12 protein-coding genes and 2 pseudogenes are annotated in these 16,468 nt (G+C 62.7%); 6 read left to right on the forward strand and 8 right to left on the reverse strand.

The genetic code is table 11. The features are described from left to right. The first annotated feature begins 17 nt into the window (after nt 1-17). A complete protein-coding gene (locus ACVW16_RS32075) occupies nt 18-242 on the forward strand; it encodes a CsbD family protein (protein WP_456802547.1) in 225 nt (74 codons plus the stop codon). A 928-nt stretch (nt 243-1,170) separates the two neighbouring features. Here the strand turns inward: ACVW16_RS32075 and ACVW16_RS32080 are convergent. Further along, nucleotides 1,171-1,884: an outer membrane protein gene (locus ACVW16_RS32080; RefSeq protein ID WP_456734780.1), complete on the reverse strand. Its 714-nt coding sequence runs from the start codon at nt 1,882-1,884 to the stop codon at nt 1,171-1,173. 498 nt (nt 1,885-2,382) lie between these two features. Here ACVW16_RS32080 and ACVW16_RS32085 point away from each other — a divergent pair, with 498 nt between their 5' ends. From ACVW16_RS32085 to ACVW16_RS32100, 4 genes are all read left to right on the forward strand, one after another. Next, nucleotides 2,383-5,055, forward strand: a complete 2,673-nt coding sequence (locus ACVW16_RS32085; protein WP_456734781.1) for an arylsulfatase — start codon at nt 2,383-2,385, stop codon at nt 5,053-5,055. Between the two features lie 77 nt (nt 5,056-5,132). Beyond that, complete coding sequence (locus ACVW16_RS32090) at nt 5,133-5,411, forward strand: hypothetical protein (protein ID WP_456734782.1); 279 nt, start codon at nt 5,133-5,135, stop codon at nt 5,409-5,411. Between the two features lie 34 nt (nt 5,412-5,445). Further along, a complete protein-coding gene (locus tag ACVW16_RS32095; protein WP_456738513.1) occupies nt 5,446-5,898 on the forward strand; it encodes a DUF2721 domain-containing protein in 453 nt (150 codons plus the stop codon). Between the two features lie 143 nt (nt 5,899-6,041). Next, nucleotides 6,042-8,348: a tetratricopeptide repeat protein gene (locus ACVW16_RS32100; protein ID WP_456738514.1), complete on the forward strand. Its 2,307-nt coding sequence runs from the start codon at nt 6,042-6,044 to the stop codon at nt 8,346-8,348. A gap of 97 nt (nt 8,349-8,445) precedes the next feature. On the opposite strand, the gene ACVW16_RS32105 is transcribed toward ACVW16_RS32100, so the two are convergent. Beyond that, nucleotides 8,446-8,751, reverse strand: coding sequence for a hypothetical protein (locus ACVW16_RS32105; RefSeq protein WP_456734786.1), 306 nt, complete (start codon nt 8,749-8,751; stop codon nt 8,446-8,448). 103 nt (nt 8,752-8,854) lie between these two features. Between ACVW16_RS32105 and ACVW16_RS32110 the strand changes: the two genes are divergently transcribed. Further along, nucleotides 8,855-9,127 carry a hypothetical protein gene (locus ACVW16_RS32110; protein ID WP_456734787.1) on the forward strand — a complete coding sequence of 91 codons (273 nt, stop codon included), beginning with the start codon at nt 8,855-8,857 and terminating at the stop codon, nt 9,125-9,127. Between the two features lie 35 nt (nt 9,128-9,162). Here the strand turns inward: ACVW16_RS32110 and ACVW16_RS32115 are convergent, their stop codons facing one another. The 6 genes and pseudogenes from ACVW16_RS32115 to ACVW16_RS32140 form a co-directional block, all read right to left on the reverse strand. Further along, nucleotides 9,163-10,713: an efflux transporter outer membrane subunit gene (locus tag ACVW16_RS32115; protein WP_456734788.1), complete on the reverse strand. Its 1,551-nt coding sequence runs from the start codon at nt 10,711-10,713 to the stop codon at nt 9,163-9,165. Nucleotide 10,714: 1 nt separating this feature from the next. After that, nucleotides 10,715-13,981 carry an efflux RND transporter permease subunit gene (locus tag ACVW16_RS32120; RefSeq protein ID WP_456734789.1) on the reverse strand — a complete coding sequence of 1,089 codons (3,267 nt, stop codon included), beginning with the start codon at nt 13,979-13,981 and terminating at the stop codon, nt 10,715-10,717. 48 nt (nt 13,982-14,029) lie between these two features. Next, complete coding sequence (locus ACVW16_RS32125; RefSeq protein ID WP_456802640.1) at nt 14,030-14,203, reverse strand: hypothetical protein; 174 nt, start codon at nt 14,201-14,203, stop codon at nt 14,030-14,032. Between the two features lie 141 nt (nt 14,204-14,344). After that, nucleotides 14,345-14,434, reverse strand: a pseudogene (locus tag ACVW16_RS32130) (hypothetical protein); the annotation flags it as partial. Nucleotides 14,435-14,507: 73 nt separating this feature from the next. After that, nucleotides 14,508-15,236, reverse strand: a pseudogene (locus ACVW16_RS32135) (efflux RND transporter periplasmic adaptor subunit); the annotation flags it as partial. Between the two features lie 417 nt (nt 15,237-15,653). Further along, nucleotides 15,654-16,418 carry an outer membrane protein gene (locus tag ACVW16_RS32140; protein WP_456734790.1) on the reverse strand — a complete coding sequence of 255 codons (765 nt, stop codon included), beginning with the start codon at nt 16,416-16,418 and terminating at the stop codon, nt 15,654-15,656. Nucleotides 16,419-16,468: the final 50 nt, after the last annotated feature.

Genomic DNA, 16,468 nt, shown 5'->3' on the forward strand with positions numbered 1-16,468 from the left:
CGCGCGACCCGTTCGTTATGCTGATCATCCCGATTACAAAGGACACGATCATGGACCGCGAACATGTGAAGGGCGCTGCTGACAAGGCAAAAGGCGCCATCAAAGAAGGTGCCGGAAAACTCACCGGCGACAAGGACATGGAAACCGAAGGCAAGATCGATAAGGCGAAGGGATCCGCCCACAACGCGGCGGGTGATGTGAAGGATGCGGCTCGGGACGCCGCTAACGCCCTCAAGAAATAGGCAGAAAGAGCGAAAATCAAAGACTGGCGGCCTCCGGGCGGCCTTTTTTGCGCCGATCGAGACGGCCTAGAAGTTCATGCGCAGCAGTGTCACTGCTGCCTCGCGGGCGATGTAGTTGAAACGCGGCACAGCTCGTTGACACGAAAGCCAAGTACAGTGATCACGCAAGTCCGCGCTCTTGCGCGACGAGATCGTTGCGTTGGCTTCGGTAGACATCACCGACTGGCGGCGACCGTTACATCATTCCCTGAAGGGGACGGTTCAGGTCCGCACCGAATGATATTGCACCGAGATCAATGTAATTATTGTACTCACATCTGCATCGGAGCATATTCCACGCAATCAGGGAATTGCACCCGGGGGTACCCTCGAACCGCAGAGCTAAACAATGCACCCCAGTTATCTCGACCTGTTTCTCGCATTCATCGGATTGTCGTTTGGCGTGCCCTCGGCGCTGCCCCGGCTGTTTTTCCGGAGCGAGGACACATCGCGCCGCCCGACTTCGTAGAGGCTAAGTATTTAAGGTAGCCGGCGCGTGCCGGATAGGCCGCTCGTCTCACCTTGCCGGTCTCAGATGCTGCCGGAAGAACGCCAGCGTGGCCGGGAAATCACGACCTGCGAATAAATTCAGCGAGACTGCGCCGGCTGAGCTGGCGGGCCGGGCAGGTCTGATCGCAAGTTATTAGGGTTGTTACGATCGAATAAGTCCCGCCGAAAAACAGAACCGGTCCCGCTCGGACTGTCGCGCCTGTGAGACCGGTACGCGGACTTCGCGCTACCCTGGGCGAATAAGGGGGCTGTCGTTGCGACGGCCAGCGCGCAAGACACGATTATCGTCAGCCGGCTTTTCATTCTGGGATCCGATAGAGCCGCCGCTACAGAGCGCGGCCACCGTCGTTTTGTGGACGGCGGCCGTGAAAATGCCCGGCTAGAACTTATAGTTCACGCCGAACCGAAGCAGATTGGTTTCGTTCTTTGCGGCCCCGTTGCCAATGGCCGAGATGTAGAGATATTCACCCTTCATGGTCCAGTTCGGCGTGAAGCCATATTCGGCGCCGAGGCCGACTGCTGCGCCCGGACGCCAATGCGACGCGGGACAACTCGTCAGGACGCCGAGGGCGCCGCAGGGAACGCCGTTGACGGTGGTCCCCTTTGCCGTCTCATCGAGAAGCGCCACGCCGCCCGTCGCATAGATCAGCAAGTTATTGAGAGCCGCGCCCGCTCGGATTCTCGCCGTCCCAATTCCCTGGGTCTTCGTTGAGAGATTGATCGTGAACGGCTGAGGTACGCCGGCGATCGTAGGGATGACCGTACCGCTGCCTGTTATGTTGGCCCAGTCAAGATCAGCCTCAGCGCCCATGACCACATAGCCTTGCTGGATTTGTGCTCCGATTGTGCCGCCGATGAATCCGCCGCTCGTATTGAAGCTTCTGCCCGGGTCGAATCCGCCAGCGATCAGGTCGAGCGGATCATGCTTGCCCCATCCATATCCGCCGTTCACGCCGATATACATGCCGGTCCAGTTATAGACGGCAGCCGCAGGAGTGGCGGGCGGCGCCTTGACCGCAAGATCGGCCGCGTCGGCGGCGAATGGGCTGAGCAGTGCAAATCCAGCGGCTGCATATGTTAAAAAGCTCTTCATGATCGTCCCCAAAATTCATCCAAGGAATGCTGACGTGCCCGATAACTTCTTCGACCAGCGCAAACGGACACCTCCAAGCGCCGGCGTCTGTTGTTCAGTCGCGCGTAATTCGCAGCGAGCCATCGCGGTGATCTTGGGGCCTTGATAGAGATCAAGCAGCGCAGCGACGCCGAGTCCGTGGAGCGCTCCGGCGCGCCGTCAATTCCAATATTGCGGAGACGCGCGGAATGGATGGCTAGCGCTTTCAAGTGCTTGTCAGACAAGGTAAGCGCTATTGACGAGCGTAAAATGTCGCCGTGCTCTCCCTGCAACTTCCAGCTTTTATTTGTTCTGCAGATCTCAAGCGGTGTCATGCCACCATAGCGAGAACTGGTTTTGCCGAATGTCGATAGTCTGACCTCAAACTCTTTTCACGATCAACTTTGATATGAGTCAACGCTGATCCGACGAGCGAAGACCAAGTTGCAGCTTTCCATGCTGTCGCGGGAGGTTTTTGCAATGCGCTTTTCAAAAATCGTGTTCGCGATGCTCGCAGCATCGGCGATGTCAGCGCCGACGTTCGCTCAGCAGGCTGCGCCATCGCCAGGCTCGCCCGCCGCCACCATCACCATTCCCGGCGATCAGTTGCCGCCGCCGCCGCAGAAGTTCGGTGGCAAGATTGAGCGCGATGCAAGGAATTCAAAGCCATACTGGCCGGCGCGGGTCGTGCCGCCCGAGGGTGCACCCAACGTGCTGCTCATCATCACCGATGATGCGGGCTACGGCGTGCCGAGCACGTTCGGCGGCGTGATCCCGACGCCCGCACTTGATCGCATCGCGCAGAATGGATTGCGCTATACTAATTTCCATTCGACTGCCTTGTGCTCGCCGACGCGCGCGGCGCTGATTACGGGCCGCAACCATCACTCCGTAGGCTTCGGCGTGATTGCCGAGCAAGCGAGCGGCTATCCGGGTTATGACAGCGTCATCACCAAGGACAAGGCCACGATCGGCCGCATCCTGACCGACAACGGCTATCGCACCGCCTGGTTTGGCAAGAACCACAACACGCCCGAATACCAGGCAAGCCAGGCCGGTCCGTTCGACCAGTGGCCGACCGGCTTGGGTTTCGAATATTTCTACGGCTTTATGGGCGGGGACACCAATCAATGGCAGCCGGGCAACCTCGTCCGCAATACCACGCCGATCCATCCCTACGAAGGCAAGCCCGGCTGGAATTTGATGACGGCAATGGCGGACGAGGCCATCGACTACGTCAATCGGATGAATGCGCTGTCGCCCGATACGCCATTCTTCGTCAAGTTTGCGCCCGGTGCGACCCATGCGCCGCATCATCCCACGCCGGAGTGGGTGAGGAAGATCAGCGACATGCACCTGTTCGATCAGGGCTGGAACAAGCTGCGGGACACCATCTTCGAGAACCAGAAGCGGCTAGGCGTCATCCCGCAGAATGCCAAGCTGACGCCGTGGCCAAAGGACCTGATCAAGGAATGGGATCAGCTCTCGGCCGATGAAAAGAAGCTCTTCATCCGCCAGGCGGAAGTGTTTGCCGCCTATGCAGCTTACGCCGATAACGAGATCGGTCGCGTCATCCAGTCGATTCAGGACATGGGTAAGCTCGACAACACGTTGATCATCTACATCGAGGGTGACAACGGCACCAGTGCGGAAGGCCAACCAAACGGCACGCCGAACGAAGTGGCGATGTTCAACCAGATCAACCCTTCCGTCGAAGAACAGCTCAAGTACTTTTACGACGTCTGGGGCACCGACAAGACCTACAACCACATGTCTATCGGGTGGGCCTGGGCCTTCGATACGCCGTTCTCCTGGACGAAACAGATCGTGTCTCATTTCGGCGGCACGCGGCAGGGCATGGCGATCTCCTGGCCGGCGGTCATCAAGGACAACGGGGGCATCCGAACGCAATTTCACCACGTCATCGACGTCGTGCCGACCATTCTGGAAGCGGCTCGGATCAAGCAGCCTGATTTCGTCGACGGGATCAAGCAAAGCCCCATTGAGGGCGTCAGCATGATGTATACTTTCGATGCCAGTAACGCGAACGCGACTTCGACGCGCAAGACGCAGTATTTCGAGATGTTCGCGGACCGCGCCATCTATGATGACGGCTGGATCGCGAGCACCAAGGTTCTGCGGCCACCTTGGGTCACCATTGCAAAGCTGCCGGCTCCGAGTGACTATCCGTGGGAGCTCTATGACTTGCGGAACGACTGGACGCAGGCCGAGGACGTCGCCACGAAATATCCGGACAAGCTGAAGGAGCTGCAGGCGCTGTTCTGGAAGGAGGCGGAAAAATACCAGGTGCTGCCGCTCGACTCGTCGGTTGCGACGCGGATCATCACGCCGCGCCCGAGTCTCAGCGCCGGCCGGACCAGCTTCGCCTGGACGCGGTCGATGACCGGCACGCCCAATGGCGATGCGCCGAGCCTGCTCAATTCCTCCTACACCTTCAAGGCCGACGTGGACATTCCGCAAGGGGGTGCCGAGGGCGTGCTGGTGACCCAAGGCGGCCGTTTCGGCGGCTATGGTCTCTATGTCCTGAAGAACAAGCCGGTGTTCACCTGGAACCTCGTCGATCTCAAGCGGGTGCGCTGGGAAGGGCCAGAGCTTACACCCGGCAAGCATGTGATCGAGTTTGATTTCAAGTATGACGGCCTCGGCGCCGCCACGATGGTGTTCGGAAATTATAGTGGCATTGGACAGGGCGGCACGGGCACATTGAAAGTGGATGGTCATTTGGTGGCCACGGAGAAGATGGAGCATACGCTGCCCTTCATCCTGCAATGGGACGAGGCGTTCGACATCGGGTCCGACACCGGCTCTCCCGTCGACGACAACGACTATCAGACGCCGTTCACCTTCACCGGCAAGATCAACCGGATCACGCTGGACATCGATCGGCCCAAGCTGAGCCCGGACGACGTCAAGCGGTTGCAGGAAGCCGCTCGCGCGGCCGGCGACGGTCCGACGGCGGATGCTGAAAAGACCGCCTCGACCGAGCCACAAGTCGGCACGGTCGGCCTGAGTCTAGTCGAGAAGATCCAGCTACGCATCGACAAGCGCGAGGGCTGCCGCAAGCAGGCCGAGGCAAAGGCTCTCGGCGTCGTGGACCGGATCAAGTTCATGCAGGAGTGCGTCCAGCAATAGTCTCGGCACGAAACCGGCGGGAAGCCAATGGGCTTCCCGCGGGCCGCAGTTACATGATGTCGCGATCGGAGAAGCTCATGAAGCACGGTCTTTCGATCCTCCTTTCAATGCTTGCACAAATCGCCGCCTTGGCTCCCGGCAGCAGCTTAGCGCGAGGTGCGGCAGAGACGGTGCAGACGATGCTCGCCGCACAGATCCGCTCGCAAGGCTTTGCTTGTGACAAGGCACTCGGAGCAACGCAAGACACGAAGCGCTCGCGCTCCGACCATGCGGTCTGGGTGCTCAAATGCAGCAACGCGAACTATCGGGTGAGCCGTGCGCCCGACATGGCCGCGAAAGTCGAGCCGCTTCGGTGACGAAGTTGGTAGCGTCGCATCGATCGGTCGAGACATGCACAGCGTAACCGATTTGATCCCGGTCACCCCCTCGATTGACCAGCTTGCCCGCATCATCGCCAACGTGGCGGCGCCAGCGTTTTTGCTCGGTGCCGTCGCGGCATTCATTTCTGTCGTGATCTCACGGGTCAACCGGGTGATCGACCGCTCGCAGTTCATTCACGGCATTCCCGCAGGCGACGCTGCAAGGGCATTCCTGAAAGCCGATCTGCCGCGGCTTCGGGAAAGAGCGCGGCTTCTGAACCGGTCGCTGTTCTGCTCCATTGTTGCCGCGATCCTTACGGCCCTCATCATCTTCGTTGCATTCGTTAGCGCCCTCCTGCAGATCGCGCACGAATACGGCGTGGCGATCCTGTTCATGGCGGCCATGCTGATGTTCAGCGCCGCCCTGGTCGATCTGGCGCGCGAAACCAGAATTGCACTTCACGACAATGACCTTCACGTCTAAGCCAAGTAGCGGCGAACGGCTGGAGCTGTAAGCGGAACGTGGCACCAGGGTCGCGAAAGAACCGCAGGCGCGACAAGGTCCGCAAGGCTCGGACACCCGAGCCGGATCGGTCCGCCCTGCAGCCGCTGACCACCCACCGCACCATGAAGCGGCGGATCATTGGCGCGCTTGCTGTTGCGATCGCCGCTGCACTGCTTTGGTTCGAGACAACCAAGATTTTCGTCCAGCCTCCGGAGCCGATCCAATTGGCTTTTGCCGGCAGCAATTCCTGTATGGGTTGCCACCAGACGGAGACACGACTCTGGCAGACGTCGCAGCATCGCCACGCCATGGATCATGCGACCGCGCAAACTGTCCGCGGCGATTTCAACGATGCAGCATTTGACTACGCCGGCACGCGCTCGCGCTTCTTCCGCGAGGGCGGCAAGTTCCTGGTGGAGACCGACGGACTTGACGGCAAGCTCGCCGTCTTCCAGGTGAAATACACCTTCGGCATCGATCCGCTGCAGCAATATCTGATCGAATTTTCGGATGGTCGCGTTCAGGCGCTGTCGATTGCCTGGGATACACGCCCGAGGGAGCAGGGCGGTCAGCGCTGGTTTCATCTTTATCCCGACGGCGACGTCACGCACGCCGATCCCCTGCACTGGACGAAGCTGAACCAGAACTGGAATTTCATGTGCGCGGAGTGCCATTCGACTGACGTGCACAAGGGCTACGACGCCGACAAGGACAGGTTCTCGACCATGTTCTCGGAGATCAGCGTCGGCTGCGAGGCGTGCCACGGCGCGGGTTCGCGGCATGTTGCCTGGGCGCGCGGCAAGCCGGCTTCGCGCGGCCCCGACGACGGTCTGCTCGTCCGCTTCGACGAACGTACCGGCATCGTCTGGTCAGCTTCCGCCGGAACGTTGATGCCTGCACGCAGCGGGCCGGCGCCCGGCTTGCGCAAGGAAGTCGAGACCTGCGGACGCTGTCATGCGCGCCGCGGGCAGCTTTCCGAGGACTGGACGCCGGGACGGCCGCTCGCGGACACGCATCGCGTGTCGCTGCTGGACCGCCAACACTTTCATGCAGACGGGCAGATGCGCGACGACGAGGAGACCTACAACTACGCGCCGTTCAAGCAGAGCAAGATGTTCGCGAAGGGCGTTACCTGCAGCGACTGCCATGATCCGCACAGCGCCGCGCTGAAGGCGCCCGGGGATGGCGTATGCGCGCAATGCCATGCGCCCGACAACTACCAATCACCCGCCCACCACCACCATAGCGATGTCTCGCCGCCACTTGGCTGCCCGTCCTGCCACATGCCGGAGCGGCGCTACATGGTCGTCGACCGGCGCCACGACCACAGCTTCCGTATCCCGCGCCCCGATGTCTCGGTGCAAACGGGCACGCCTAACGCGTGCAACGACTGCCATCGCGACAAGCCCGCGGCCTGGGCGGCCCAGCAGGTCGAGACTTGGTTCGGGCCGGAGCGCCGCGGCTACCAGGACTGGGCGGGTGCATTTCACGCCGCGTGGAGCGAAGCTGCCGGCGCGCAAGCGCAACTCGTCGCGATCGCTACATCCAGTAACGCTCCCGGCTTCGTCCGCGCCAGTGCGCTCGCGGAGCTTCCTGCGCCCGACCTCGACCTGATTCGGCCTTCGCTCTCCGATGCCGATCCGCTCGTGCGGCTCGGCGCACTCGACGGGCTTGAAGGAGCGCCGGTCGATCGGCTCTGGTCGCTCGCCTCCGCGCAACTCAGCGATCCTGTGCGTGGCGTCCGTATCCGCGCTGCTGAGCTTCTCGCCGCGGTGCCTGCGGCGCGCCAGCCGCTTACCGATCGCGACAAGTTCGCACGGGCCGCGGAGGAGTACGTCGTCGCGCAACGGCTGAATGCCGACCGTCCGGAGGCGCGTACCGCGCTCGGCAATTTCTTCGCGCGACAGGGCAATGCTGGCAGCGCGGAAGCCGAATATCGGTCCGCGCTCAGGCTCGATCCGACATTTGCACCCGCGACCATTAACCTCGCCGATCTCTATAGACAGCTGGGAAAAGACCACGACGGCGAGGAGGTTCTTCGCGATGCCCTATCCAGATCGCCGCAGGATGCTCCGCTCCATCACGCACTCGGCTTGACCCTCGTGCGCGAGAAGCGGCCCGACCAAGCGCTCGACCAGTTGCGAACTGCCGCGACCCTAGATCCCGGTCAATCTCACTATGCCTACGTCTATGCAATCGCGTTGCATTCAGCTGGACGCCGCGAAGAAGCGTCCGCCGTGCTGAAGGAAAACCTGCAAAGACATCCGAACGATAGGGAGACACTCTCGGCCGTCTTGGCCATGAGCCGCGAGGCGAAAGATTTCGATTCGGCACGAGAGTATGCGGAGCGGCTTCGCCAGCTAGCGCCAAACGATCAAGCAGTATCGCTCCTTATCGACGAGCTTCGCCGCCAAGCATTGGGCCGCTAGCCGGCGGCGTGGGCCAGTGTCGCCGTCACGTAGACGGCGGCGGCCAGCGCGAACTTGATGATTTGCATGCGTTACTGCTGTCGGGGACCCGGAAGCTTCAGAATGGGAACGGCAATTCGCTGTTACCGAGGCTGTCAAATCCCGCGCCCGTTGCAGGTCCGGTGCGGTAGTGGCCATTGTAATAGCCGAGGGCAGGGCGGTCTTTTGGCCGCGGCGGACAGGCCAGATCGGGGCGGTCGGCGAGAAGTGGCCGGCGCTCCCGATAGCGCGTCGGCCAGCAATTGCAGTTCTGGTCGCACACCATCCGTACCGCGACGGTCGGCGGCTGATCATCGTGATGGACGGCGGAGCCGCCAGCCGCGAGCAGTGCGACGTTGATAACGCCAACGAACAAATTGACCATGTCCTGATCTCCGGGGGATGCAGTGAAGCGCCACTGTTTCGCGCTGCGACATGACGACCTGATTGGCCTGTGCTAAGATTCGGCTCGGCGCTGGATGACATAAATGCGGTTGCTCGGTCTCGCTCTGCGGACGCTCTTCCTTCTGGTCGTGATCGTGGTCACCTTCCGCGTTGCCACGCCCCAGAGCGAGAGCTTGTGGACGGCTTATGACACGCCGTCCGATATGATTCGCTTCATCATCGGCGTGACCGTCTGCATTTTTCTCGGGGTTCAGATTTTTCAGTACCCTAAGAATCCGGCCGACATGGGGAAATGGGTTCCCATCGGAGTGGCCGTCGTGCCGCTGGCGCTGCTTTGCGCGCTTGTTATCTGGTAAGCGCTCCGCGCGGTCCGTCGGCAAAGTCGTCGCTTTCACCTGGTTTCACTGACCTGAATGGGGGCCGGGGAGGCGTCCGCCAGCACGCAGTTGCGCCAATCCGTCGTCGTGCATTGGGCCGGCCAGCCACCGCCGAGCGCCAGGAACAGGGCCGCCGTGTCCGAGAGGCGCGTCGCCACCGCCTGCACGCGGGCGATCGCGGCGTTCAAATAGATCTGCTGCGCGTTCAGCACGATGACCTGATTAACCTGGCCGAGCACGAGCTGCTTCTGGATGATATCGAGGCTGGCCTTGGCGGCGTTCTCCGCCTTGATTGCGGCCTGAACCGCGCGGGCATCGGCCTGCAGGCTGCGGAGCGCGTCGGCGACGTTCTGCATCGCCGTGATCACAGCTTGCCGGTAAAGCGCCTCCGCCTGCTCGAGGGTGGCTTCGGCCGCCTTCTGCTTGTGATACAGCGTGAGGCCATCGAATAGCGGCTGGGTCGCGCTCGCCGCGACCGTATAGAAGAGCGTCCCCTGTGTGAACAACTCGGCCGCCTTGAAGGCGCTGCTGCCGGGATTGGCGGACAATGTCAGATTGGGCAATCGCGCGGCGATCGCGACGCCGACCAGCGCGCTGGCTGAATGCATGTTGGCCTCGGCTGCCCGCACGTCCGGGCGCTGCCCCACCATCGTGCTGGGCAGGCTCACGGGGAGATTGGCCGGCAGGGTGAGAGTTTGCAGGTTGAACTTCTGCAGCACCTCGTCGGCGGAGAACTGCCCGGCCAATGCGGTGAGGAGATCGCGCTGTACCGCGAGCTGCTTCTGGAGTGGCGGCAACGTCTGCTCGGACTGGGCGAGCGTCGCCTCCTGCGCCAGCACGTCGACCTGGGCCGCCTGGCCGGCGCTGAACTGATTCCTGAGGATGGCGAGAATGTCGCGCTCGATCTTGATGATGCGCTCGATAGCCGCGATCTGTCCGCGCAGCGAGGCCTCCTGGATCGCCGCGGTTACGACGTTGGCGCTCAGTGCGAGATAGGCGGCTTCGAGCTGGAATTGCGCCTGTTCGGTCTGCGCATCGAGGCTCTCGACCGCGCGGATGTTCTGGCCCCAGACGTCGGGTGTAAAGCTGATGTTGAGCTGTGCAGTATGCAGCGTATAGCGGGTCTGCGGTGAAACGACCGGGTTGGAGTTGAAATTGTTCGACGTCTGCTGGTCGGACGGCGTGTAGTTGACGCCGACCTGCGGAAAGAACAGGCCGCGCTGCGCCAGCGCGTTGAAATTGGCGACCCTGATCGCGGCCTCGGCCGCCTGCAAGGACGGATTATGGTCCACCGACAGGCGGATCAGCTCGTTGAGCGGTGCGGAGCGGAACGCCGCCCACCACCGCGTCGGGATGTCGGCACCATCGACGAAGCGTTGCCGCGGCACGCCCGGCCCGCCGGCATCGCTGCGCGGCGATGCGGTCGGCTCCGGCGTGTATCGCGAGACGTCGGGGGCCGGCGGCGGGCTGAAATCGGGCCCCACGGCGCAGCTCGCGAGCCAAAGGCTTGCGCCACCCGTTGCGAGTCCGCGGATGAGACGGCCCAAGGCTGTCACGCGACGCATCTCAGCCGCCCTCCGGATGGGCCGCCTCGGGCGGCGGCGAGGCGGCCGTATTGTTCTGCTCCGACGGCGCCGGCTCGCGCGACAGGAAGATCTTGCGCAGGGCAGGCGCCACGGCGAGCAGCAGCAGGGGACCAATGAACATGCCGCCGACGACGACGGTCGCCAACGGCCGCTGCACCTGGCTGCCGATGCCGTGCGACAGCGCCGCCGGAAACAGGCCGACGCCGGCCGACAGCGCGGTCATCAGCATCGGCCGCATGCGCTGCTCGGCGCCGTTGAAGACGGCGTCGCTGATGCTCATGCCGGTGGCGCGCAGCTCGCGGAAATAGGTGATGTTGAGGATGCCGTCCATGACGGCGACGCCGAACAGCGAGATGAAGCCGATCGCGGCCGAGATGCTGAAATCGAGCCCGGCCAGAAACAGCGCGATCAGGCCGCCGCCGACGGCGAAGGGAATGCCGGCAAGCGCGAGCAGGCTGTCGCGCACCGAATTGAACAGGCTGTAGAGCAGCACGAAGATCAACAGCAGCGTCACCGGCACCACGATCATGAGGCGCGCCTTGGCGGCCTCGAGATTGTCGAACTCGCCGGACCAGATGATGCGGTAGCCGGTCGGCAGCTGCACGGCAGCGGCGACGCGGGCTTGCGCCTCCGCGACCGTGGAGCCGAGGTCGCGGCCGCGCACGCTGAACTTGATCGGAATGTAGCGCTGGCTCTTCTCGCGATAGATGAAGAGCGCGCCGGTATCGAGCGAGATGTCGGCAAGCTCGCTGAGGGGAATGTAGGCATTGGTGCCCGACGGCGTCGCGTAGGCGACCTTCAGGCTTTTGATCTCGTCGATATTCTGCCGGAATTTGGGATCGAGGCGCACGGCGACGCCGAAGGTGCGATCGCCCTCCAGCACGTTGGTGGCCACGGAGCCGCCGAGCGCGGCCTGGACCACAGTGGTGACGTCGCCGGTGTTGAGCCCGTAGCGCGCGGCCTTCTCTCTGTTGACCCTGATGTCGAGATTGGGCTGACCGACCAGGTGGAAGATGCCGAGATCGGCGACGCCGTTGATGTCACGCATCACCTCCATCACCCTGGTCGCAGTCTGTTCGAGCACGTCGAGGTTGGGGCCGATGATCTTGACCGAATTGGCGCCCTTCACGCCTGACAGCGCTTCCTCGACATTGTCCTGGATGTACTGGGAGAAATTGAAGGTGATGCCGGGGAGCTCCTCGTCGAACTCCTTCTGCAATTCCTCCGTCAGCTTTTCCTTGGTCAGGCCGGCTGGCCATTCGTCGAACGGCTTGATCGGAGCGAACAGCTCGACATTGGAGAAGGGCGAGGCGTCGCTGCCGTTGTCGGGCCGGCCATGCTGCGAGACCACGGTGATGATTTCAGGGTGGCGCAGCAGGATGTCGCGCATCTTGCGGGTCGCTTCCGTGCCGGCATCGAGCGAGATCGTCGGCGGCATCGCGGCGCGGATCCAGAAATTGCCTTCCTCGAGCGCCGGCAGGAACTCGCTGCCAAGCTGGCTGGCCGCGAGGGCGGAGAGCGCGAGGAAGACGGCGCCTGCGGTCACGGCGAGCCTGACGCGGCCGAGCGCCCAGCGCAGCACCGGCGTGTAGAGCCGGCGCAGCGCCCGTACGATGATGGTCTCGGTCTCCTCGATGTGCTCGGGCAGCAGCAGCGAGGCGAGCACCGGCGTGACGGTAAAGGTCGCCAGCAGTGCGCCGGCGAGCGCGTAGCCATAGGTGCGCGCCATCGGCCCGAAGATCTGGCCTTCGACGCCCTGCATCGTGAACAGCGGCACAAAGGCCGTCACCGTGATCGCGGCGGTGAAGAACACGGCCTTGTCGACCTGGAGGGCACTGACGAAGATCATCCTGAGCCGGTCGGACCAGCGCGCGGCCGAGGGCTGGCCATGCGTCAGCGCCGTCGGATCCGCGCCCCAATAGCCTTCGGAGAGATGCTGCAGCACGCGGGCGCGGGCCGCCGGGCTCGATTGGAAATTGCGGAAGATGTTCTCCATGATGATGACGGCGGAATCGACGATGATGCCGAAATCCACCGCGCCGAGCGACAGCAGGTTCGCATCCTCGCCCTGCAGCACCAGGATGATGATGGCGAAGAACAATGCGAATGGGATGTTGGCGGCCACGATCAGCGCGCTGCGCAGATTGCCCAGGAACACCCACTGGATCACGAACACCAGGAGACAGCCGAACACGAGGTTGTGCAGCACCGTGTGCGTGGTCACGCCGACGAGCGCACTGCGATCGTAATAAGGCACGATCCTGACGCCGGGCGGCAGCGTGCCGTCGCTGTTGATCTTCTCGACCTCTTCCTCGACCTTCGGAATGATGTCGTTGGTGTGCTGGGTCCGTCCCATCACCACGATCGCGGCGGCGATGTCGTCGTCCTTGTCCTTGCCGGCGATGCCGAGCCGCGGCACGTAGCCGATCGTGACCTTGGCGACGTCCTTGATCTGGATCGGCAGCCCGTTCTGCTGGGTCAGGACGATGTTCTCGATGTCCTGGACCCGGTAGCCCTTGGTGACGTCGTCGGCGCCGCCGGAATCGATCAGGCCGATGCCGCGGATGTTGACCGACTGCTGCCCGATCGCGATCTCGCGGCCGCCGACATTGGCGTTGGAGTTGCCGAGCGCGGTGACGAGCTGGGGCACCGTGATGTTGTAGGATTCGAGCTTGGACAGATCGGCATCGACGTTGAATTGCTTGGTGGTGCCGCCCCAGGCATTGATCTGCACCACGCCCGGGAGGGTCATCAGGCGGCGGGTCACGACGTAATCCTGCAGGGTGCGCAGGTTGGTCAGGCCGAAATTCGGCGGCCCGACCAGCCGGTAGCGGTAGATCTCGCCGACCAGGCTCGACTGCTGGATGGTCGGCACCAGATTGCCCGGCAGCTGGATGTTCTGCTGGATGCTGTTGGCGGCCTGCGTCAGCGCGAAATAGTAATCGACGCCGTAGCGGAAGGTGACGCGGACAAAGGACAGGCCGTAGAAGGAGGTCGAGCGGATGCCGACGACGCCCGGCGTCGGATACAATCCGACCTCCATCGGGATCGTGTAGTACTTCTCCATCTCCTCTGCCGAGAGCCCCGGCGCCTGCGCGGTGATCTCGAGGATCACCGGCGCCGGATTAGGATAGGCCTCGATGTTCAGCTTGCTGAAGGCGGCAAGGCCTGCGGCGCAGAACACGACGAGGCCGAGCACGACGATCGCGCTGCGGGTCAGGCCGAACTGGAGGAGACTCTTGATCAAGATCGCACACTTGCACTGAGCGGCAGTTGAGGGGGATGCACGACGGGGTTAGCCCGTGGCCGCAATGGCGAACTTGTTGCTGAGGAAGATTGCACCCGACGAAGCGATCAGATCTCCTGCGTTCAGACCGTCGAGGATCTGGCGCCAGCCATTCTGTTCCAGCCCGACCTTCACCGTGCGCCGCTGGAAGCGGCGCCGGTCGGTGGTGACCCAGACTGTCATGGATCCGTCACCCTCGCGGACGATGGCGTCGGAGGGGACGGCGACCGACGCTTTCGGCCCGTCGATCTCGATCGAGAAGCTGGCCAGCATGCCGGCACGAAGCTTGTGGCTTGGATCTTCGACCACGGACCGAACCAGCTGGCGGTGCGTGGCGGGATCGATGTTGAGCCCGAGCGTCGTCACGGTGCCGCGAAACAATTCGTTCGGATAGGCCGGCACGGTGACGGCCACCGGCTGGCCGAGCCGATAGGGCGGGGGCGTCGGTCTCGACGACGTTGGCGACCATCCACATGGTGGAGAGGTCGGCGAGCGTGTAGGGCGCGGGCGCGTTCCCGGGCTGGACGTAGAGGCCCGGCGCCGCGCTGCGCGACACGATCTGGCCCGAGATCGGGCTCGGCACGCGCAGGACCGAATCGACCTTGCGATCGGCGAGGATGCGGTCGATCTCTTCGTCGGTCTTGCCGAAAATGCGTACGGCATCGCGGCCGGCCTTGTAGTTGCCCTCCGCAGTCTGCTGGTCGGAGGTCGCCTGATCGACGTCCTTTTGCGCGCCGCCGCCCGTCTTGAGCAGCTGCTTCACGCGATTGAGGGTCCGGGTCTGCAGCTCAAGCACGCCGGCCGCCGCCAGCAGGGAGGATTCGGATTGAAGCAGGTCGGGACTGTCGATCGTGAACAGGGTCTGTCCCTTGGTGACGGTATCGCCGACGTTGAGGACCACGTCGACGATCTTCCCCGGGTTGGTCGTGAACGCCTGAACCAGCATGTTCTGATTGAAGTCGATCGACCCGACCGCATTCTTGACGACCCGAAAATTGCGCTCCTCCGCGGCCAGGATCCTGAACCCGGCCGCCTGCTTCTCGCTGATGCCGACGGTCTGCTGCGCGATGTCGACGTCGCTGTCCGCGGCGGGTTGCGCCGCCGCCTTTGCAGATCGTACTTCGCCCGTATGGGTGAAGAACCAGGCTGCACCGATGGTGACGCCGATGGCGGCAATGCCGGCCGTCATCCCCGCATGCTTGATGCGAAATGCCATCACAGAGCCCCGTTCTACGCGCTTCGGATGTCCGTCCTCGATCTGCCGGATCGCTGCGCAGACTCTGCGGAGTGAAGCGATTGAGGCGGACGAAATCTCGTTAACAAGCCCAACTGACGTCAACCTTACAGTGCTGCGACGCCAAGGTTGCCAGAGGTCAGTACTAGCGGCACGTTTATTTGTTTTCGATACCGGGGAGAGCGAATTTGAATACACAAATGATAGCGTCCGACGAGCGCAACGCCGCGATTGAACAAAAGCCGGTCGACTGCACAACGTGTTTGCCTGCGCGCTGATCAACTGAAATTTATCGACGCGCGGCTGCAGTTCGGATGTCGTCTTCGGCAAGGCGGCGGTCGCAGAAAAAAGCCCCGGCAAACCGGGGCTAAATTCGTTGAGGGTTCTCGGAAGGAGTTTTCAGTATCTGGCGACCACCGGGCCGTCCCAATGCAGCTTGTAGTTGACGCCGACGAGCACGGTCTGAACGCGCTGCTGGGAGTTGATGACTTCGCCTGCACCCCCGCCGGCCAGAGTGAAGGCCTGCGCATTGTCATCATGGAACCACATGTAGTTATATTCGGCGAAGACCGACCAGTTCGGGGTGAACATCCATTCCGCGCCGATGCCGACGGTCATGCCAGGTTGATAGAAGCTTGCGGATTCGACCAGTCCGCCGCCCGGCGCAAAGACCTGATTGCGATTCTTGATGTAGGCCGCACCGCCCTTGAGGTAGCCGAGGAATTGGGGAGTCCAGAGATAGCCGATGCGGCCGGTCGCGGTGTAGATTTCCTTCAGGCTGTTTGACTCCGAGAAGGTCGGGAAGTCCGCCAGCGCGTGGCGGCCATTGATGTTGCCAAAATCGAAACTGCCTCCAATGCCGAACACGAGATTGCCGGTCTGGAAGTCGCAGCCGACCTGGCCGCCGCCGATGACTGCGCTGTCGTTCTCGCGGCCGTAATTGTTCGGAGCCGCGGCGCCGGTGACGTCCAACACACGCGCGGTGTCGAGCCTCGTCCATCCGCCGCCGACGTTGGCGCCGAGATAGCAGCCGGTCCAGTCGTAGAGAGACACTGCGGGCATCGGCCGCGCCTTCAGCGGCAGGTCGGCAGCATTCGCCGTGACCGCAGCACCAAGGCCAAGCAATACTCCCGCGACGAGAGCGGATTTCAGTCTAGCGTTCATTCAAGCCCCCTACATGGCCGTGTGGCCCATTCGTTGTCGATGACGATCTT

The sequence above is a fragment of the Bradyrhizobium sp. USDA 4474 genome (assembly GCF_054057515.1).